Origin of the sequence: Streptomyces sp. NPDC127190 (assembly GCF_042672505.1) — a bacterium.
Classification (GTDB): Bacteria; Actinomycetota; Actinomycetes; order Streptomycetales; family Streptomycetaceae; genus Streptomyces.
Window position 1 is genome coordinate 63,053 of the sequence record NZ_JBHXVE010000024.1, and the last position, 19,385, is coordinate 82,437.

Sequence of the window (19,385 nt, forward strand, 5' to 3'; positions counted from 1 at the left end):
GGTGCGCCCCGCCACCCTGCCGCGCACGTGGCGTACGCGGCAGGGCGGCGGGGCCGTGCCGGAGGGAAGCGTGCCTGCGCTTTCGGGCAGCGCCCGGGTGACGGGCGGCCGTCAGATCAGCCCGTTGCGCAGCGCGTAGCCGACGGCGTGCGCCCGGTTGCGCAGTTGCAGGCGCGTGGTGATCTCGTGCAGCACGTTCTTGACGGTCCGTTCGGAGTACGCGGTCTTCTGCGCTATCTCGGCGGTGTCGAACCCCTCCGAGACCAGGCGCAGCATGTCGGCCTCGCGCGCGGTGAGCGTGGACAGGGACAGGGCGTGCGGGTCGAGCCCGGCGCGCTGGAGGCTGCCGACCTGCGCCAGCAGGGTGGCGAGCAGGTCACCGGGGAGCACTCCCTCCCCGTTGGCCAGCGCGAGCACCAGGTGCAGCAGCCGGTCCTGGTCCGCCTCGGCGCGCCGCAGCACCGCCGCGACACCGCACTCGAGCACCCGCTGGAGCGCCGCGGAGTCGAACGCGCCGGCGACCAGGCCGGTGCGGGTGGCGGAGCCGCGGTGTAACCGTTGCAGCAGGGCGATCACCTCGTCGTCCACGGCGTCGACGACCACGAGCGAGGTCTGCGCCCGGTCAGCCTCGGCCGCGCCGACCAGCTCCACCTCGGGGCGCTGCCGCAGTTGATGGATGATGCCGATGTGCAGGACCGGGTCCTGGGCGTAGACGGCCACGGTCACCCGACGCGGGCCGTCGGCCGGGGTGTGGGGGGACGCCGTACGGGCAGGTGTACCCGTGCGCGGCGTGCCGGTGGTCATGAAAGGAATGTCTTTCGTGGAGCCGGACATGGTGGATTACTCGTTTCCTGGACGGAGGCGGGAACACAAGGACACCGGGGGAACCTCCGCCGGCGGCGGTGCGCGCGCCGTGCACCGGCTCAACCAGCTGCCCGCACGGCCGAGTCGGCCTTGACCGCGCGGGGCACGGCGATTGCCCGGGTGTTGCCCTCGCGTCTCTCGTCGCGTCCCGCCCCCCGCCCTACGGTCGTGGCGTGACGCCATCTGCTGCCTCTTCCGGCCCCGGAGCCCCCGGCCTCGACATACCGGCCGTGACGGTGACGCCGGGCGGTACCGCCGCCACCAGCCTGACCGTCCGCAACGACAGCGACATCGTCGAGGCGTACGCGCTGGAGGTGGTCGGCGACTGCGCGCCATGGGCCACCGTGGAACCCGAGCGGGTCTCGCTCTACCCCGGCACCTCCGAGACGGTGACCATCCGCCTGAACCCTCCGCGTTCCCCGGAGGTCCGCGCGGGTGACGTGCCGCTGGCCGTACGGGTGCTGCCGGCCGAACACCCCGAGTCCGTCACGGTGCCCGAGACCACCGTGCACGTCGAGGAGTTCCACGAGCTGCGCGCCGAGCTGGCCCCGCGCCGCCGGCGCGGCTGGCTGCGCGGCCGCTACCGGCTGGCGGTGCGCAACGAGGGCAACTCCCCGGCCCGGGTGTCCTTCACCCCGGAGCAGGCGGGGGAGGAGCTGCGGTTCGGCTTCACCCCGGCCGAGCTGACGCTGGAGCCCGGTGAGTCGGCGGAGACGCGGCTGCGGGTGCGCACCGGCAAGCCGGTCTGGTTCGGCAAGCCCGCGACCTGGCCGTTCACGGTACGCACCCAGGACGCCGGCGCGGCGGAGGCGGAGCGGGCCGGGACCGTCGTACGACCGCCCCTGGAAGCCGAGTTCGTCCAGATCCCGGTGTTCCCGAAGTGGCTGCTGGCCCTGCTCGCGGCGCTGCTCGCGCTGCTGCTGGCCTGGTTCGCGCTGGTCCGTCCGGCGGTGCGCAGCACGGCCAAGGAGGCCGCCGACGAGGTGGTGCACCCGAGGCCGACGCCCGGTGCCCGGCAGAACGCCGGGGCGCCGGGTACCGGGACGGGCAACGGCTCGGCGGAGCAGCAGGGCGGCCAGGGCAAGGCGGCCGTGCCCTCGGGCGGCACCACGGGCGGCGGCAGCGGAGGCGGGAGCGGAGGCGGCACCGGCGGCGACGCCGGTCTCGCCGGTGGCCAGCAGAGCTCGGCCACCATCGATCTCCAGACCTCCGGCGGCCAGACGAAGACCGGCACCTATGTGGTGCCCGCCGGAAAGATCTTCGGGGTCACGGACCTGGTGGCCGCCAACTTCCAGGGCGACGAAGGGGTGATGACCATCAGCTTCGGCGACCGGAAGATCACCACGATCGCGCTGGAGACCTTCCGCAACCAGGACTACCACTGGGTCACCCCCATCAAGATCCCCCAGAACGCCACCGTCACCGTGAACGTCACCTGCGCCAAGCCGGGCACACCGGCCACCGGCCGGCAGGCACAGCAGTGCCACGAGGTGCTGAACGTGAGCGGTCTGCTCGGTGACACCCAGCGATGAGACGTATCGTTTCTCGAAACATCGTTCGCCTGGTGGGACACAAGAGAAAGAGGCGACTCCTATTCCGTCCGAAAAGTGCCGCGAATTGTGCCGGTGAACGTCACTTCTCCGGTACGGACCTGGTACTGCGCCGCTCGCGCCGCTCGGCCCCCAGCCGGGCGAAGTGGTCCAGGAGGTCGGGGCGGTCGACCGCTGCGGGGTTGACGACCTGCTCGGCGGGAGCGCCCTGGAGGAGCCGCTTGACGGGGACCTCCAGCTTCTTGCCGGTGCGGGTGTGCGGGATCCCCGGCACGACGAGGATCTCGTCGGGGACATGGCGCGGCGAGGCCCCGGCGCGGATCGCCTCCCTGATCCGCTCGCGGAGCGCGTCGTCCAGGACCACTCCGTCGGCCGGCACCACGAACAGCGGCATCCAGTAGCCGCCGTCGGGCTCCTCCGCGCCGATGACCAGGGCCTCGGCGATCTCGGGCAGGCGCTCGACGGCGTCATGGATGTCGGCGCTGCCCAGCCGCACGCCGTTGCGGTTCAGCGTGGAGTCGGAGCGGCCGTGGACGATCACCGAGCCGTGCCCCGTGACCGTGATCCAGTCGCCGTGCCGCCACACACCGGGGTAGGTGCCGAAGTACGCGTCGCGGTAGCGGGTGCCGTCCGGGTCGTTCCAGAAGTACAGCGGCATCGACGGCATGGGGCGCGTGACGACCAGCTCACCGACCCGGTCCACCACCGGCAGCCCCTCGGCGTCGTAGGCGGCCAGCGCCACACCCAGGTGGGGCGCGGACAACTCGCCCGCCCAGACGGGGGTGTTGGGCGCGCTGCCGACGAAGCCGGACACCACGTCCGTGCCGCCGCTGGTCGACGCGAGCAGGACGTGTGCGCCGACGTGGTCGCGCACCCAGGGGTAGGCGGAGGCCGGCAGGGCGGAGCCGGTGCAGCCGAGCACCCGTATGGACGACAGGTCGTGCCGGGACGGTTCGATGCCGGCCTTGGCCATGCCCAGCAGGTACTGGGGGCTGGTCCCGAACACCGTCACCCGGTGGCGCGCGGCCAGCTCCCACAGGACGTCGAGCCTGGCGGCGGGCGCCGGACTGCCGTCGTAGGTACACGTCGTGGCGCCGGTCAGCAGGGCCGAGACGACCATGTTCCACATCATCCAGTTGGTGGTGGTGTACCAGAGCAGACGGTCGCCGGGGCCGACGTCGGAGTGGAGAGCCAGGGTCTTCAGGTGCTCCAGCAGGACGCCACCGTGGCCATGGACGATGCCCTTGGGCCGGCCGGTGGTGCCGGACGAGAACACCACCCACAGCGGGTGGTCGAACGGCACCGGGGTGCAGACGAGTTCCTCGCTCCGGGTGGAGGCCTCCTCCCACGGCACCACGAGGGAGGGGCCGTCGGCCTCGGGCCAGGGCAGGCCCACGTGGCCCACCAGCAGCGTCGCCTTCAACGTCGGGAGCGACCGGGCGAGTTCGAGCGCGGCCTCCCGGCGGTCGTGGGTGGTGCCGTTGAAGAGGTAGCCGTCGGCGGCGACCAGGACGGTCGGTTCGAGCTGGGCGAAGCGGTCGGCGGCGGCCCTGGGGGCGTAGTCCTGGCCGCAGACCGACCAGACGGCGCCGAGACTCGCGGCGGCCAGGAACGCGACGATCGCGTGCGGGGTGTTGGGCAGGTACCCCACGACCCGGTCGCCCTGCCCGACGCCCAGCTCGCGCAGGGTCGCGGCCACCGAGGCGACCTGGGAGCGCAGCCGGGCCCCGGTCACCTCGTGTGCCGAGCCCGTCTCGTCGAGGGCGATGACCGCGACGCCGTCGTCGGCATGCGGGCGCAGGGCGTGGTGGGTGTAGTTGAGGGTGGCGCCGGTGAACCAGCGGGCACCCGGCATGGTCTCCTCGGCCAGCACCTGCTCGTACGGCGTCTGCGCGTCGATGCCGAAGTAGTCCCACACCGCGGCCCAGAAGCCCGCCAGGTCGGTCACCGACCAGCGGTGCAGCGCGGCGTAGTCGGTGCCGTCCATCCCGGCGTGGCGGGCGAAGTCCGCGATGCGGCTGGCCGCGACGGTCTCCGGATCGAGGGTGAAGAAGGGGGCCGGTGCGGTCATCGTGCGGTCTCCTCGTCAGGTTCTCGGCAGCGTTGCCCGGGGGTCCGTGCGGAGTGCAGCTGGACCGCCCGGTCGGCGGTCGCGGTGGAATCGTGCCCGCCGGACGGGAGGACATCCCTCACGACCCGGTCCGGCCGCAGCAGCGGGGCGTCCGCCCGCCCCTCGCGCAGCCAGGCTCCACTTCTGAGGAATCCAGCAGGGACAGGTACTTCTGAGGAATCCAGCAGGGACAGGTTGACCATTTCATCAAAACTGTGGTCTCATGGGAGTCATTGGTAGACTTGTGCGTATGCCCACGTCAGCCCCGCCCCGCAACCGCTTCGAGCGGCGCCGCGCCGAGACCCGGCAGGCGCTCGTCCGTGCCGCGCGGCAGATTCTCGCCGAGACCGGCGACACCAGCGCCAGCATCCAGGCGATCGCCGAGCGCGCGGACGTCGGCTTCGGCTCCTTCTACAACCACTTCGAGTCCAAGACGGAGCTGTTCGACGCGGCGGTGCGGGACGCCCTCGAGGAATTCGGCCAGACAGTCGACGAGCATCTGGAGGGTGTCGAGGACCCCGCGGAACTCGTCGCGGCCGGCTTCCGGCTCAGCGCGCGCCTGGCCGAGTCCCGGCGGGAACTGATGCAGGTGCTGCGCCGCCGCGGCCTCGGTTACGTCCACTCGGACTCGGGCCTCGCTCCCCGCGCCCTGCGCGATCTGGAGGCCGGTATCGCCTCCGGCCGTTTCACCGTCACCGATCCGACCGTCGCGGTGACCGCCCTGGGCGGCTCCCTGCTCGCCCTGGTGGAACTGCGGTTCGCCCGGCCGGAGCTGGACGGCGACGAGGCCGCGTCCCACCTGGCCGAGATGTTGCTGTGCATGCTGGGTGTCCCGCCGCAGGACGCCCGCGCGGTCGCCCGGCGCCCGCTGCCCGACCTCGGCTGACGACGGATCGGGCAGCCCGTCGGCTGTCGGCCGGACGCCGGCTGCGGTTATGCCCTGTCGGGCAGGTCGGTGCGGTGCTGTTCGAGATCGGTGACACCGTCGAGGTCCACCGTGGCCGTGTACCGGGTGTGCACCCCGTCGGGGCCCGTCTCCGCGGTCAGCTGCCAGTTGTCCGCGAAGCCCCAACTGCCGCCCGTGTAGACGCCCTTGATCTTTCCGTCCACCGTTCCGACGGCCTCGAAGGGGCCGCCCTGCCAGCGGAAGGCCCAGTGGATGCGGTACCAGGCCTCCAACTGCTCCGGCGCGGCCAGGAAGTGCCCGCCGCCCGGGTGACGGGGATCGGCGACGAGATCCTCGGGCCGGTCCTGCCCGGTGCTCAGCGCGACCAGGCCCGAGGCGTCGGCCTCGGCGGCTGCCGGATAGGTCCGGCCGCGGTGGACCGCGTAGGCCTTGGGGCGGAAGTGGTCGACCTCGGACAGGCGTCGTACCAGCTCGCGCAGCGGCTGGAGCAGATCCTCGCGGTGCTCCGCCAGCTCGGTGACCTCCTGGCGGGGGAACGTACCGCGATACCCGATCACCCGGCGCTTGAGGTGCTCCTTGGCGAAGTGCTCGTCGGAACCGAGGTAATTGCCGGAGAGCGTCGTGGGCGTCGCGGCGGTGCACTCGAAGAGCTCACCGCGCCAGCGGAACGTCCATGTCACGGCGTACCAGGCTTCGAGGTCGTCCGGCGCAACCGGGTAGCCCACCGACCCGTCGGCGGCCTCGCGCGGCGCGACGTTCGCGGGTGCGGGGCGGCCGGGCTCCGGCAGCAGCTCGACGTGCGGCCACAGACCCGCGGCCGCACGGGCCGGGTAGAGGTCGCCATGGAAGACGGCGACCTCCCCCTTGACCGGGAAGGGGGAGCCCGCGGGGTCAGTCATAGTAATGCCACAGCCCTTCGTTCTTGTCGAAGAAGCCGACCGCCTCTTCGGATCCGTCATCGTGGAGACGCCAGATCTCGGCATGGTCCGGCAAGCCGGTGGGCTTGGCCTCCCACTCGGGGATGCCCCCGCCGGTGTAACCGGTGCCGAGGAACGGGTCGTCCCAGGCCCGTCCCGGGCTCTGACCGGCCATGCCGGCCACGCTGTCGGCCAGATCCTGGTCGCCGACGGCGCCGAGGGTCGGGTCGGCGCGCATGTCGGGCGGTGCGGGGAAGCGCAGCTGGTACGCCTCGGTCGCGCCCGGTGGGACGGGGGACCAGTCGGCATCCCCGAGAGCGAGCCCGTCGCGCAGTTGGTCCATGGTGCGCAGGTCCGCGGTGTCGCAGCCGCGCGCGATGGAGCCGCGGAACTCGCCGGGATTGAAGTCGTCGCTGCCGAGCTTCGTGGCGTTGTCCAGGTAGGCCTCCGCGACCTCGGGCTTGACCACCTTGGTCACCATCTGGCCATCGTCGAGCTTGATCCCGTCACGGACCCCGACGACCTCGCGGGCCTGCGGCTCGGTCAGCTCGTTGGTCGGTGTGAGCCGGAGCTTGTCGTGCTCGGAGCGGTCCAGGCCGCGTGCCGCGAGCTGGTCGTCGATCTCCTTCTGATAGCCGGGGCCGTCGCGCAGCGCTGCGTTGTCGTACCGTCCGGCACCCACCTCGGGCGCCTCGGCCTCCGGCTCGGCCTCTGTCGTGTTCTCGGGTGCGGGTGATTCGGGGGCGTCCGTCGGTGCCGTGGGTTCCGGGGCATCGTCGGCAGAGCGCGCCGCGTCCGCGGGGGACTGCGGCGTCTCATCGGCCGACTCCCGTCCGTCCAGGGCCGGTTCCGGGGCTTCGTCGGTCGACTCAGGGCTGTCGATCGTCGGCTCGGGCGCCTCCGCGGCCGATTCCGGGCTGTCGAGGGCCGGTTCCGGGGCCTCGTCAGCCGACTCCCGTCCGTCCAGAGCCGGTTCCGGTGCCTCATCAGCCGACTCCGGGCCCTCCCCAGCCGGTTCCGGCGCCTCATCCGCCGTATCCGAAGCCTCATCCGCCGTATCCGAGGCGTCAGCCGGTGGCTCCGAAGCGTCGGAAGCCATGGGCGGCTCGGGCGCCTCGTCGGACGAGTCCGAGCCCTCGTCGGCCGAATCCGAAGCCTCGTTGACCGGGGCTGCCTGTTCCGGCTGCTCCGACTGCTCCTGCTGTTCCGGTGTGTCGCTCGGTGCCGCCGGCTCCGGGGCTTCCGCGGTCGGGTCCAGGATGTCCGCGGGCGGCTGAGCGGCTTCGGTGCGTTCTGGATCGGCCTCCGCCGTGGGCTCGGGCGCGGACGGTTCGGGGGCGTCCGTCGGTGCCGTCGGTTCCGGGGCCTCCTCGTCCGAACCGGCGGCTTCCGTAGGTGACTTCGGGGCATCGGCACCCTGGTCCTGACCGCCCGCACCGGGCTCCGGAGCCTCGTCGGACGAGGGCGCGGGCGTGGGCGCGGTGTCGCTGGAAGGTTCCGGAGCCTCGTCGACCGGTGCAGCCGGTTCCGGTGCCTCATCGGCCGGCCGCGGAGCTTCGGGTGCCGGTGGCGGCTCCTCGCGGGGGCGGTCACTCATGAGGTGGCTTCCAGGACTGCGTGTGTGCGGTAAACGGCGGACCCAGGACAGCGCTTGCGCTGCCGGGAGGTGTGTCTTCTCGGTCACCGTGACAGGGGCCGACGCCACCTCCGGGCAGCGTAGCAGTTGCTCAACTGGCCGTCGGGCACAGGTCGCCGGACGGGTGTTCCCGCCCGGCGACCGGGCGGGTTCAGGCCACCGCGGGTGTGTAGTGGGAGGCGTCGTCGCCCTCGATGGTGTGGCTGAGCCTGCCGTCGACACCGGCGGGGACGTCGCCCGCGACGGTCACCCGGTGCAGCAGGCGCGGGAGGTCGCCGTAGTCGTCGGGGGCGTAGTGCTGGGTGATGCGGTTGTCGAAGAGGACGAGGTCCCCCGGCGTCCAGGCCACCCGCACGATGTTCTCCGGGCGGGTGACGTACGACTGGAAGATGCGCAGCAGGTCGCGGGAGTCGGAGGGACCGAGGCCGACGATGCTCTGGGCGAAGCCGCCGATGAACAGACCGCGCTCGCCGGTCTCGGGGTGGACGCGGACGACGGGGTGCGCGGTGCGGTACTTCCGGGAGACGAACTGCCTGCGGTGTTCGGCGGCCTTCTCGCTCTTGGGGGCGGCGTAGTCGTAGTCGTTGGTGTGCACCGCCCACAGCTTGTCGGCCAGCTCGCGCAGCGGCTCGGGCAGGTCGCGGTACGCGGCGGCCGAGTTGGCGATGAGGGTGTTGCCGCCGTAGGGCGGGACCACGATGCCGCGCAGCGTGGACGCCTTCGGAGGCGTACGGACGAAGGTGACGTCCGTGTGCCAGTGGTTGGCGCGGATGCCTTCGTCGCCGTCGACGGGCAGGATCTGCGGCCGGCCCTCGACGGACGGCACGGTGGGGTGGGCGGTGGTGAGCTCGCCGAAGAGGGAGGCGAAGCGGAGCTGACCGGCGTCGTCGAGGTCCTGGCCGCGGAAGACGAGCGCCTTGTGTTCCAGGAGCGCGGAGTTGATCTCGGTGACGACGGCGGGGTCGAGGTCGGTGGAGAGATCCACGCCGAGGATCTCGGCGCCGATCCGGCCGCCGATCCTGCGGATGTCGAAGCCGGGGCTGGTGGTCATGCGCGGGTGTCCTTTCGAGAGCGATCGGTGCATGCGATCGACCGGTCGGTGATCAGGAGGTGATGGGCAGGCTGGTTTCGGTGGAGCCCGGCGGTGCGAGGGGCGGACCGACGGCGCGCAGGGCGCCGGGTGTGCGGCCTTGTCCCCAGCCGATGTGCCGGCGGTAGCTGCCGAGCTGACCGGTACGGCTCAGGTACTCCTCGTCGCGGGCGGCGGAGTCGTCGGGCAGCGGGTGTGCCAGGGGCGAGACGTAGAGGGCGTCGGCCGGGCAGTTCGCCTCGCACTGGAAGCAGGTCTGGCAGTCGTCGCGACGGGCGAGGACGGGGATGCCGTCCGCGCCCCGGTCGAAGACGTCGGTCGGGCAGACCTTGATGCACTTGTCGCAGGCGATGCATCGTTGTGCCGAGACCAGTTCGATCACGAAGCCACCTCCAGCGATGACGCGGGGACCAGGGGTGCGGCCGACGCGCAGGGCAGGGGTTCGGTGCGGGTCCATACCCGGTCGAGGCCGCCGGTGACGATGCGGTGGTGCTGCCCGGGGTCCTGGGCCGGGAAGTCCAGCCGCTTGGCCATGCCGCGCGTCTCGGTGCGGGCCAGGGCGGCGGTGTACATCCAGCGGGCGTGCGCCGTCATGGCTGCCGCCTGCCTGGCCCGTACGACGTCCCCGCCTCCGGCGTACAGGGAGGCGCGCGACTCCTCCCACACGGTGTCGAGCACCCTCAGCGAGGCCGTGAGCAGGTCACCATGGCGCAGGTAGTTCTTCTCGTACGGGAGCACTTCGGCCTGGACGGCGGCGATGACGTGCCGGAAGCCGTCGGCCGGACCGGGTGCCCCGGTGGGCCGGAGTCCGGCTCCGCCCGCCGCCACCAGGCGCCTGGTACCGGCGCGCACCCCCAGGGAGCGGGCGTGGCGGGCCGCGCCCCGGCCTGCCCAGGTGCCGGAGGAGATGGCCCAGGCGGCGTTGTGGCTGCCGCCGCCGGTGAAGCCGCCGCAGATCAGCTCGCGGGTCGCGGCGTCCCCGGCCGCGTACAGCCCGGGGACGGTGGTGGAGCAGTCGTCCCCGGAAATGCGGATGCCGCCGGTACCGCGCACGGTGCCCTCGGCGAGGAGCGTGACGGCGAAGAGCTGGGTGAAGGGGTCGATGCCGAGCCGGTCGAAGGAGAGGAAGAAGTTCGGCTGGGCCAGCCGCATCGCCCGCCGGGCGGCCGCGTCGGCCCGGTCCAGCCGGCAGTACACCTTCTCGCTGAGCAGCGTTCGCGCGATCACGGACCGGCCGCCCTGGGCCGTCGCGCCCTCCAGGACGGAGCCGTCCGCCCGGTAGAAGGTCGCGAAGGAGTAGAACGCGGTCTTGGTGACGGAGGTGCCCTCGGGCGCGATGCCGTACGCGTTGGAGAACTCCATCCCCGACAGCTCTGCCCCCGCCTCGGCGGCGAACAGGGCACCGTCGCCGGTGTTGACGTTGCAGCCGAGCGCGCCGCTGAGGAATGCGCAGCCGCCGGTGGCCAGGACGACCGCCCCGGCGCGCACCCGGTACGACTGCCCGGCCTGCCGCCGGTGGCCCCTGGCACCGGCGACGGCGCCGGAGGGGTCGGTGAGCAGTTCGGTGACCGGGCTGTGGTCGAGGATGCGCGCCCCGGCCCGCTGGACCCGGATCCGCATCCTGCGCATGTATTCCGGCCCCTGCAACCCGTTCCTGAGCTGCTTCCCGTCGGGCCCGGTCGGGAAGGGGTAGCGTGCGGCCGCCGCGAGTTCGTTGACGCCGGCGTACGTCTGGTCCAGGACCCGGGCCATCCAGCGTCGGTCGGCCAGGTGTCCGCCCAGGGCCTCCCTGCTCGCCATGGCCGCCTCCCGTGCCGCGGGCTCCGCCGGGACGTACCAGACGCCGGTACCGGCCGAGGCGGTGGCGCCGCTGGTGCCGCAGTAGCCCTTGTCGGCGAGGATCACGTCGGCCCCGTCCTGCGCCGCCTTGAGCGCGGCCCAGGTGGCCGCGGGGCCGCCGCCGACCACCAGGACGTCTGCGGTGAGGTCCAGTCCGCTCATACCGGTTGCCTCTCTTCGGCGGCTGCCGCGACCAGCCGGTTGGCGGGGCGGGCCAGGCCGTAGTGGTCGCGCAGGGTGCGGCCGGTGTACTCGGTGCGGAACAGCCCGCGCCGCTGGAGGAGCGGCACCACGTGGTCGACGAAGTCGTCCAGGCCGCCCGGCAGATGGGGCGGCATGATGTTGAAGCCGTCGGCGGCGCCCTGGGTGAACCACTCCTCGAGCTGGTCGGCCACCTGCTCGGGGGTGCCGGCGAAGACGCGGTGGCCGCGCCCGGCACCGAGCCGGGCGATGAGCTCGCGCAGGGTGAGGCCGTCGCGCCAGGCGAGTTCGGCGACCAGGGTGAACCGGCTCTTGTTGCCGTTGATGTCCCGTTCCTCGGGCAGGTCGGGCAGCGGTCCGTCCAGGGGCAGCCCGGTCAGGTCGGTGCCGAGCATCCCGGAGAGCTGGGCGAGCCCGTACTCGGGGACCTGGAGTTCGGTCAGCTCCCGCTCCAGCGCCCGGGCCTCGGCCTCGGTCGAGCCGATGACGGGGGCGATGCCCGGCAGGATCAGCAGCTGGTCCGTCGTACGGCCGTAGCGGGCCAGCCGGGACTTGAGGTCCTTGTAGAAGGACTGGCCGTCGGCGAGGGTCTGCTGGGCGGTGAAGACCGCCTCGGCGTACCGGGCGGCGAACTCCTTGCCGTCCTCCGAGGAGCCCGCCTGCACCAGCAGCGGATATCCCTGGGGTGTGCGGGGCACGTTGAGGGGGCCCTGGACGCCGAAGTACTCCCCGCGGTGGTTGATCGTCCGCACCTTGTCGGTGTCGGCGTAGACGCCGCGCTCCCGGTCGAGCAGGATCGCCCCGTCCTCCCAGCTGTCCCACAGCTTGGTGGCGACCTCGACGAACTCCCGCGCCCGCTCGTAGCGCAGCCGGTGTTCCAGATGCTCGTCCTGCCCGAAGTTGCGGGCCTCGTCCACCGTTCCGGAGGTGACGATGTTCCAGCCTGCCCGGCCACCGCTGATGTGGTCCAGGGAGGCGAACTTGCGGGCGGTGTGGAAGGGCTCGTTGAAGGTCGTGGAGACGGTGGCGATCAGGCCGACGTGCTCCGTGACGGCCGCCAGGGCGGACAGCAGGGTCAGCGGTTCGAAGCCGCCGAGCGCGTTGTGCCGGACCTTGCCCCACAGCGCGAGGCCGTCGGCGAGGAAGACCGAGTCGAGCAGACCGCGCTCGGCGGTCTGCGCGAGCTGCTGGAAGTAGCGCAGATCGGTGACGCGTTCCGGCTGGGTGCGGGGGTGCCGCCAGGCGGCGTCGTGGTGGCCGGCGTTCATCAGGAAGGCGTTGAGGTGCAGTTGACGGGGGGCGGTCGCGGGCATGGGGTACCTCGGTCGGTGGGAGTGGGCCGATGGGTGCACAGCGGACGTCGGGCGCGTGAGCCGTCGCGGTCCCTGAGCCGGATCGCTCGTACGACGGGACCGGGAGGCGGCGGGACGGGCCGACGGCCGGGTCAGCCGCCCGCGGGCACCCGCCAGGACGTGAGCCGTCGCTCGACGGCGACCAGGACCTGGTTGAAGGCCACGCCTATGGCGGCGATCGTGAGGATCCCGGCGTACATCTGCGGGATCGCGAAGTTGTACTGCGAGGCGTTGATCAGATAGCCGAGGCCCGCCTTGGCGCCCACCATCTCGGCAGCGACCAGGACCAGGATGGACGCCGCTCCGGCCAGCCGGATGCCGGTGAAGACCACCGGTACCGAGGAGGGCAGGATGACCTTCTGGAACAGGCGTGGTGCGGACAGGTCCATCGACTTCGCCAGCTTCAGCAGGGTCGGGTCGACGGTGCGCACCGCGCTGATCGTGTTGAGCAGGATCGGCCAGGTGCACGCGTACACCACGATGGAGATCTTCGAGGTTTCGCCGATGCCCAGCAACAGCACGAACACCGGCAGCAGGGCGAGAGCCGCGGTGTTGCGGAAGACCTCCAGCAGCGGCCCGAGAAGGTCGGCGACGGGCCGGTACCAGCCGATCAGCAGGCCGAGCGGAACCGCGACGGCCACGGCGATGCCGAATCCGCTGAAGGAGCGGACCAGGCTGGCGCGTGCGTTGTCGGCGAGCCGGCCGTCGGCTGCCAGCCCCCACCAGGCGCGGGCGACCTCGCTGAACGGCGGCAGGAAGGTCCGGTCGACCAGGCCGAGCCGGGGCGCGGTCTCCCACAGGACCAGCAGGGCCACGATCGCCACGGACTTGGTCGCCCCCCTCACCAGCAGGGACGGCAGACGCGACGCCGCCCGGCGCACCCGGGAGGGGCCGCGGTGCACGTCCGGTGCCTCGGGTGCCCGTGAGGGGGTGGGCGGCGCAGCAGGGGAAGGGGCCGGGACGGGCGCGGTCGCGCTCGCGGTGTCCGGCACTGTGGTGGTGCCGGTGGTCGTGCCGGGCGTGGGGCTCATACGGCAGCCTCCTCCTTCTCCAACTGCTGGGCCCTGGCCACCTCGTCGTGCAGCAGCGACCAGATCTCGTGCCGGTAGCGGGCGAACTCGGGACTGGAGCGGAGGTCGTCCGTCGCCGTGCGGGCGCCGAAGGCGACCGGCACGATCTGCTTGATACGGCCGGGCCTCGATGTCATGACGGCGACGCGCTGTCCCAGGTAGACGGCCTCGTCGATGCCGTGCGTGATGAAGACGACGGTCTTGCCGGTGCGCTGCCAGATGCGCAGCAGTTCGTCCTGGAGCGACTCCCGGGTCTGCGCGTCCAGCGCGGCGAACGGCTCGTCCATCAGGAGCACATCGGGGTCGTAGGCGAGACTGCGGGCGATCGCCACTCGCTGCCGCATCCCGCCCGACAGCTCGTGCGGATGGCGGCTCTCGAACCCGGCCAGGCCCACCAGGTCGAGGAACTCCCGGGCCCGGGAGGCGCGTTGGCGCCGCGGGACACCGGTGGCCTCCAGACCGAACTCGACGTTGCCCAGCGCCGTTCGCCACGGCAGCAGCGCGTACTGCTGGAAGACGATGCCGCGGTCCAGGCCCGGCCCGGTGACCGGTTTCCCGTCCAGCAGGATCTGTCCGCCGGTGGGCTGGGCGAGGCCGCCGAGGAGGTCGAGCAGGGTCGACTTCCCGCAGCCGCTGGGGCCGACCAGGACGATGAACTCGCCGGCCGCCACCTCCAGGTCGATGCCGTCGAGGGCGGTGAACCGGGAGCCCCGCCCGGCCGGATGCGGCCCCCGGTCCCTGACGGCGAACTCCTTGCGCACCTGCCGCAGCTCAATCTTCGGCGCGATGGTTTCCGGCATGGGTCAGCTCCCGCTCGTCGAGGAGGAAGAAGCCGTGCTGTACTCGTTGGTGTAGAGATCGGCCGCCTTGACCTGCCCCTTCTTGATGTCTCCGCGCTGGGCCAGCCAGTCGATCCACAGCTGGAACTCCTTGTCGGTGATCCGGCCCGCCGTCTCGGCGACGCCGAAGGAGCGCCAGTACTTCAGCGGCGCGGTGTCCTCCTCACGGCCGCGCTTCTTCACGATGTCCGTCATCCGGGCGACGACCTCGCCGCGCGGAGTGGTGCGGGCCCACTCGATGGCCTTTCCGACCCCGGTGACGAAGGCCCGGGCCGTGTCGGGGTTCTGCTTCAGGAAGCGGTCGGTCATCACATAGGTGCCGGCGCTGAACGCGCCGAGCAGCTGGTAGTCGGTGAACAGCGGCCGGATGCCGCCGGCTGCCAGGGCCTTGTCGCGCAGGATGCCGCCGAGCACGGCCACGTCTATCTGCTTCTGGCGCAGTGTCTGCTCGGTGTTGACCGGAGGCACCACCAGAGGCTCGACCTTGTCGATCTCCGCCCGGGACAGACCGCCGCGCTGGAGATAGATGTCGAGCATCGCCTCGGCATGGGCGCCGAGGGTGTTCATGCCGACCTTCTTGCCGATCAGGTCCCTGGCCGACCGGATCGGGCTGTCCTCGGACACGTAGAAGCCGTTGTAGGCGTACTTGTCGGAGCCGTAGTAGCTGATGACCGCCTTCACGGGGGCCCCGTTCGCCGCGAGTTTCACGACCGCGCCGTTGAAGGCCCCGCCGAAGTCGACCTGGCCCGTGGCAGCGGACTGGATGTCCTGCGGCCCGCTGATCGTGTTGCCGATCCACTTCAGCTTCACCTCGCCCAGGTAGCCGAGGTCCTCGGCCAGCTCCGGCAGGATGACCTGGCCCGCCCAGCCCTGGTAGCGCAGCGTCGTGGTTCCTCCCTTGCCGGAGGAGGCTCCGCTCGCGTTCGTGCCACAGCTCACGGCCACCGCAGAAAGGCCGAGCAGAGAGAGAAACCGGCGTCGAGTCGATGCCGTCGTGCCCATGGATGGGTCCTGTTCGAGTTCGATGGAGCGACTGGAGTGCGTACGGCGACTGCCGAATACGGTGAACAGAGCGCACAAGCCCAGCAGAAATGGCTGTGGGGGGCCCGGGAATTGCGCGGACACGGCCTGACGGAGAGGCCGATTCGTGAAAGGAAGCGCGGGTGAGCTGCGTCTGTCAGCGGGTACAGGGACCGGCAGGACAGAGGGCGGAGAGGTTCTCGAACGTGCTCACAGCCAAGAGACTTGCAGCGGAATTCGGCCAAGTCAACGGCGCCTGCGCGTCGGTCTCACATTCTCAACGTTCGACATGTGGGTGAAGTGCTGCGTTCACAATCTCCGGCTTTCCGTCCGGTATTCGGGCCGTGGTTGACGAGACGCGAGACGTCCTGCTCAAGTAATTGCAACCCCTGGGAGGCAGCCGATGAGTGAGGTCATGGTGGACGTGCACGGCGTCCACAAGAGCTTCGGTCCGCTGGACGTGCTCCGCGGCGTCGACCTGAAGGTCCGCACCGGCGAGGTCACCGTGATCCTCGGCCCGTCCGGCTCCGGAAAGTCCACCCTGCTGCGCACCATCAACCACCTGGAGAAGGTCGACCGCGGCTGGATCAGCATCGACGGCGAACTCATCGGCTACCGCCGCGCGGGTGACAAGCTGCACGAGCTGAGGGAGAGGGACGTACTGAAACAGCGCACCCACATCGGGTTCGTGTTCCAGAACTTCAACCTCTTCCCGCATCTGACCGTGCTGGAGAACCTCGTCGAGGCCCCCGTCTCCGTGCTGCGCCGGCCCCGCGGAGAGGCGGCGGACACGGCCCGTCGGCTGCTGGCGCGGGTCGGCCTCGCCGACAAGGCCGACGCCTACCCGCGGCAGCTCTCCGGCGGCCAGCAGCAGCGCGTGGCCATCGCCCGCGCGCTCGCCCTCGAACCGAAGGTGCTGCTCTTCGACGAGCCCACCTCGGCGCTCGACCCGGAACTGGTCGGCGAGGTCCTCGACGTCATCAAGGACCTCGCCCGTACCGGAACCACGATGATCGTCGTCACCCACGAGATCGGCTTCGCCCGCGAGGTCGCCGACACCGTGGTGTTCATGGACGGCGGAGTCGTCGTGGAGCAGGGGCCGCCCGCGGCCGTCCTGGACGCCCCGCGCCAGGACCGCACCCGCGCCTTCCTCTCCAAGGTCCTCTGACCGCCCCTCACTCCGTCGTCCGACGGCGGCACCACCGAACCGGCGGCCGCGTCGGCACCAGGACGACCGTCGTCACAGTGCCCGCGCCGCATAGGCCCTGACGTCCGCGTCCGAGTCCGCCGTCGCCGTGGCCAGGGCCGCTCGGGCCTCCTCGGCGGCGCGATGCCGGGTCAGGGCCAGTACGGCGGCCTTGCGGACGTCGGCGTTGGGGTCGGCCACGGCCTTGGCGAGCGCGGGGACGGCCACGCCGGGGTCCGCGGCGGACAGCGCGGTGGCGGCGCCAGCCCGCACCTGCCAGGCGGGGTCGGACAGCGCGGACTCGGCCTGTACGGCGAGCGGCGCCGGGCAGCCGGCCGTGCCCAGGGCCTCGTAGGCCGCGCCGCGCACCAGGGCGTCGGGATCTCCGGCCAGCCCGGCGAGGGCCGCGTGGACCACGTCCGGGTCCCGGCCCGGAGCCACGCCGGCCAGGGCCTTGGCGATCGTGACGCGGACCTCGCGGGACGGCTCGGTGGCCGCCTCGCGGGCGACCTCCGCGACGGCGTCGACCGACACCAGCGCCCGCACGGCCGCGATACGGACGGCGATGTCGGAGTCGGACAGGAAGGCCGCGAACAGGTCCGCGTCCCCGGCGCGCAGGCCGCGCAGGATGTCGAGGGCGGCCGCACGGACGACAGGATCGGCCTCGGAGAGGGCCGCGACGAGACCGTCCCGCAGCACCGGTTCCGGGGTCAGCGTCTCGGCCAGTTCCCGCAGCGAGGCGGCCGCGGCGGCGCGGACGCCGGCGTCGGGGTCGGCGAGCGCCGCGGCCAGTGCCGCTCCGGTGCCCGGCGGTGTGGTCTCCGTCAGGACGGCGATGGCCGTTCGGCGGACGGCGGGCTCGGGGTCGGCCAAGTAAGGCCTGAGGACGGCGAGTTCCGGTTGGTCCTCGGTGAGGGCGAGGAGTTCCAGGAGGCGCGGCGTGGCCGGTGCCTCCGCCTCCGTACCGGGGCGGCCAGCCGTGGCCGCGGGGGCGGGGTCCGGCCGCGTCGTCGTCGGGGCCGCCTGCGGGGGTCCCGCCGTCGCCACCTGCTCCGGGTGGACTTCGCCGAGGTGCCGTGAGGGGCCGCCGACCGGGGTGAAGCCGGGTACCGGCACCGGATACGGCGCCACGGGGCGTGCCGTGAACTCCATCGCGCCGGAGGCGGACTTGCGCAGGTCGAGGTGGTGGAACCAGGACGCGTCGTCACGGCGGGGGTAGTCGAGACGGTCGTGGTAGAGGCCCCAGCGGGATTCCGTGCGGGCCAGGGAAGCGCGGGCGGCCATCTCCGCGCAGTCGCGGATGAACGTGACCTCCGCGCACCGCATCAGCTCGTGCGGCGTGCGCGCGCCCATCGCGGCGATGTCGGCGCGCATCCGCTCGAACGCCTCCAGGGCGAGGGACAGCCGGGCGCCGGACTTGGGCGGCGCCACGTAGTCGTTCACGAAACGGCGCAGCTTGTACTCGACCTGGGGCTGCGGCGGGCCGTCGGGGTTGCGCAGCGGGCGGTAGATCAGCTCGTGCGCCTCGCGCAGTTGCCCGGCGGGAAGTTCCCCTTCATAGGGCGTGTACTGGGCGGCGTCCGCGCCCGCCAGGTCGCCGAAGACGAACGCGCCGATCATGTAGTTGTGCGGTACGCACGCCAGGTCGCCGGCGGCGTACAGGCGGGGAACGGTCGTACGGGCGTGGTCGTCGACGCGGACGCCGGAGGCGGAGTGGCCGCCGCACAGGCCGATCTCGGAGATGTGCATCTCGACGTCGTGGGTGCGGTAGTCGTGGCCGCGGCCGGCGTGGAAGCTGCCGCGGGTGGGCCGCTCGGTGGAGTGCAGGATCGACTCCAGGGCCGTGATCGACTCCTCGGGGAGGTGGCTCAGCTTCAGGTACACCGGGCCGCGGTCCGACGCCACCTCCGCCGCGAACTCCGCCATCATCTGGCCCGACCAGTAGTCGGAGTCGACGAAGCGTTCCCCGTGCCGGTTGACCTGGTAGCCGCCGAACGGGTTGGCGACGTAGGCGCAGGCCGGGCCGTTGTAGTCCTTGATCAGCGGGTTGATCTGGAAGCACTCGATGCCGGTCAGTTCCGCGCCCGCGTGGTACGCCATCGCATAGCCGTCGCCCGCGTTGGTCGGGTTCTCGTACGTGCCGTACAGGTAGCCGGACGCGGGCAGGCCGAGCCGGCCGCACGCGCCGGTCGCCAGGATCACGGCGCCCGCGCGCACCACCACGAACGCGCCCGTGCGGGTGTGGAAGCCGGCCGCTCCCACCGCCCGGCCCTCGGCGGTGAGCACGCGCACCGGCATCACCCGGTTCTCGATCCGGATCCGTTCGCGCATCTCCCGCCGCCGCAGCTGCCGGTACAGGACCTTCTTGACGTCCTTGCCCTCCGGCATCGGCAGCACGTACGAGCCGGAGCGGTGGACCTGGCGCACCGCGTACTCGCCGTGCTCGTCCTTCTCGAACTTGACCCCGTACGACTCCAGCCGCTGCACCATGGCGAAGCCGCGGGTGGCGGTCTGGCGGACGGTGGTCTGGTCGACGATGCCGTCGTTGGCGCGGGTGATCTCGGCGACGTAGTCGTCGGGTTCGGCGCGGCCCGGGACGACCGCGTTGTTGACGCCGTCCATGCCCATCGCGAGTGCGCCGGAGTGACGTACGTGCGCCTTCTCCAGCAGCAGGACGTCCGCACCGTGCTCGGCGGCGGTCAGCGCCGCCATGGTGCCGGCCGTGCCGCCCCCGATGACGAGGACGTCGCAGGTCAGCTCCTCGGCGTCGGTGAGTGCCGGGATCTCCAGAGGGGTGTCCACCA

15 protein-coding genes are annotated in these 19,385 nt (G+C 72.0%); 3 read left to right on the top strand and 12 right to left on the bottom strand.

Annotated features, from left to right (window positions below; genetic code table 11):
* Window positions 1-111 precede the first annotated feature (111 nt).
* Window positions 112-804, bottom strand: a complete 693-nt coding sequence (locus ACFVIU_RS29830) for a response regulator transcription factor (RefSeq protein ID WP_385846293.1) — start codon at window positions 802-804, stop codon at window positions 112-114.
* Window positions 805-1,037: 233 nt separating this feature from the next.
* On the opposite strand from ACFVIU_RS29830, the gene ACFVIU_RS29835 reads away from it, so the two are divergent.
* Window positions 1,038-2,396: a hydrolytic protein gene (locus tag ACFVIU_RS29835; RefSeq protein ID WP_385846294.1), complete on the top strand. Its 1,359-nt coding sequence runs from the start codon at window positions 1,038-1,040 to the stop codon at window positions 2,394-2,396.
* A gap of 100 nt (window positions 2,397-2,496) precedes the next feature.
* Here ACFVIU_RS29835 and ACFVIU_RS29840 read toward each other — a convergent pair whose 3' ends face one another.
* Window positions 2,497-4,485 carry an acetoacetate--CoA ligase gene (locus ACFVIU_RS29840; protein ID WP_385846295.1) on the bottom strand — a complete coding sequence of 663 codons (1,989 nt, stop codon included), beginning with the start codon at window positions 4,483-4,485 and terminating at the stop codon, window positions 2,497-2,499.
* Window positions 4,486-4,774: 289 nt separating this feature from the next.
* On the opposite strand from ACFVIU_RS29840, the gene ACFVIU_RS29845 reads away from it, so the two are divergent.
* Window positions 4,775-5,410: a TetR/AcrR family transcriptional regulator gene (locus ACFVIU_RS29845; protein ID WP_385846296.1), complete on the top strand. Its 636-nt coding sequence runs from the start codon at window positions 4,775-4,777 to the stop codon at window positions 5,408-5,410.
* A gap of 47 nt (window positions 5,411-5,457) precedes the next feature.
* On the opposite strand, the gene ACFVIU_RS29850 is transcribed toward ACFVIU_RS29845, so the two are convergent.
* The 9 genes from ACFVIU_RS29850 to ACFVIU_RS29890 form a co-directional block, all read right to left on the bottom strand.
* Window positions 5,458-6,330 (bottom strand): hypothetical protein, encoded by an 873-nt coding sequence (locus ACFVIU_RS29850; RefSeq protein WP_385846297.1) that lies wholly within the window; start codon window positions 6,328-6,330, stop codon window positions 5,458-5,460.
* A complete protein-coding gene (locus tag ACFVIU_RS29855; protein ID WP_385846298.1) occupies window positions 6,323-8,032 on the bottom strand; it encodes a hypothetical protein in 1,710 nt (569 codons plus the stop codon). Before ACFVIU_RS29855 ends, ACFVIU_RS29850 begins: the two co-directional genes overlap by 8 nt.
* A 103-nt stretch (window positions 8,033-8,135) precedes the next feature.
* Complete coding sequence (locus tag ACFVIU_RS29860; protein WP_385846299.1) at window positions 8,136-9,035, bottom strand: TauD/TfdA dioxygenase family protein; 900 nt, start codon at window positions 9,033-9,035, stop codon at window positions 8,136-8,138.
* 52 nt (window positions 9,036-9,087) lie between these two features.
* Window positions 9,088-9,456, bottom strand: a complete 369-nt coding sequence (locus ACFVIU_RS29865) for a 4Fe-4S dicluster domain-containing protein (protein ID WP_385846300.1) — start codon at window positions 9,454-9,456, stop codon at window positions 9,088-9,090.
* Window positions 9,453-11,075, bottom strand: coding sequence for an FAD-dependent oxidoreductase (locus ACFVIU_RS29870; RefSeq protein ID WP_385846301.1), 1,623 nt, complete (start codon window positions 11,073-11,075; stop codon window positions 9,453-9,455). The genes ACFVIU_RS29865 and ACFVIU_RS29870 overlap by 4 nt, the downstream gene beginning before the upstream one ends.
* A complete protein-coding gene (locus tag ACFVIU_RS29875; RefSeq protein WP_385846302.1) occupies window positions 11,072-12,427 on the bottom strand; it encodes an LLM class flavin-dependent oxidoreductase in 1,356 nt (451 codons plus the stop codon). Before ACFVIU_RS29875 ends, ACFVIU_RS29870 begins: the two co-directional genes overlap by 4 nt.
* A gap of 131 nt (window positions 12,428-12,558) precedes the next feature.
* Window positions 12,559-13,497: an ABC transporter permease gene (locus ACFVIU_RS29880; protein ID WP_385846303.1), complete on the bottom strand. Its 939-nt coding sequence runs from the start codon at window positions 13,495-13,497 to the stop codon at window positions 12,559-12,561.
* Window positions 13,494-14,336, bottom strand: coding sequence for an ABC transporter ATP-binding protein (locus ACFVIU_RS29885; protein WP_385846304.1), 843 nt, complete (start codon window positions 14,334-14,336; stop codon window positions 13,494-13,496). Before ACFVIU_RS29885 ends, ACFVIU_RS29880 begins: the two co-directional genes overlap by 4 nt.
* 3 nt (window positions 14,337-14,339) lie before the next feature.
* A complete protein-coding gene (locus tag ACFVIU_RS29890) occupies window positions 14,340-15,377 on the bottom strand; it encodes an ABC transporter substrate-binding protein (RefSeq protein ID WP_385846305.1) in 1,038 nt (345 codons plus the stop codon).
* A 421-nt stretch (window positions 15,378-15,798) separates the two neighbouring features.
* On the opposite strand from ACFVIU_RS29890, the gene ACFVIU_RS29895 reads away from it, so the two are divergent.
* The gene (locus tag ACFVIU_RS29895) at window positions 15,799-16,563 is read left to right on the top strand and encodes an amino acid ABC transporter ATP-binding protein (RefSeq protein WP_385846306.1); all 765 of its coding nucleotides are present in this window, start codon (window positions 15,799-15,801) and stop codon (window positions 16,561-16,563) included.
* Between the two features lie 72 nt (window positions 16,564-16,635).
* Here ACFVIU_RS29895 and ACFVIU_RS29900 read toward each other — a convergent pair whose 3' ends face one another.
* Entirely contained in the window at window positions 16,636-19,383 is a 2,748-nt protein-coding gene (locus ACFVIU_RS29900; protein WP_385846307.1) for a fumarate reductase/succinate dehydrogenase flavoprotein subunit, read from the bottom strand.
* Window positions 19,384-19,385 lie beyond the last annotated feature (2 nt).

Coding starts and splice junctions, on each gene's coding strand:
- ACFVIU_RS29830 (WP_385846293.1), bottom strand. CDS start 804: ATGACCACCGGCACGCCGCGCACGGGTACACCTGCCCGTACGGCGTCC.
- ACFVIU_RS29840 (WP_385846295.1), bottom strand. CDS start 4,485: ATGACCGCACCGGCCCCCTTCTTCACCCTCGATCCGGAGACCGTCGCG.
- ACFVIU_RS29845 (WP_385846296.1), top strand. CDS start 4,775: ATGCCCACGTCAGCCCCGCCCCGCAACCGCTTCGAGCGGCGCCGCGCC.
- ACFVIU_RS29850 (WP_385846297.1), bottom strand. CDS start 6,330: ATGACTGACCCCGCGGGCTCCCCCTTCCCGGTCAAGGGGGAGGTCGCC.
- ACFVIU_RS29860 (WP_385846299.1), bottom strand. CDS start 9,035: ATGACCACCAGCCCCGGCTTCGACATCCGCAGGATCGGCGGCCGGATC.
- ACFVIU_RS29870 (WP_385846301.1), bottom strand. CDS start 11,075: ATGAGCGGACTGGACCTCACCGCAGACGTCCTGGTGGTCGGCGGCGGC.
- ACFVIU_RS29875 (WP_385846302.1), bottom strand. CDS start 12,427: ATGCCCGCGACCGCCCCCCGTCAACTGCACCTCAACGCCTTCCTGATG.
- ACFVIU_RS29880 (WP_385846303.1), bottom strand. CDS start 13,497: ATGAGCCCCACGCCCGGCACGACCACCGGCACCACCACAGTGCCGGAC.
- ACFVIU_RS29885 (WP_385846304.1), bottom strand. CDS start 14,336: ATGCCGGAAACCATCGCGCCGAAGATTGAGCTGCGGCAGGTGCGCAAG.
- ACFVIU_RS29890 (WP_385846305.1), bottom strand. CDS start 15,377: ATGGGCACGACGGCATCGACTCGACGCCGGTTTCTCTCTCTGCTCGGC.
- ACFVIU_RS29895 (WP_385846306.1), top strand. CDS start 15,799: ATGAGTGAGGTCATGGTGGACGTGCACGGCGTCCACAAGAGCTTCGGT.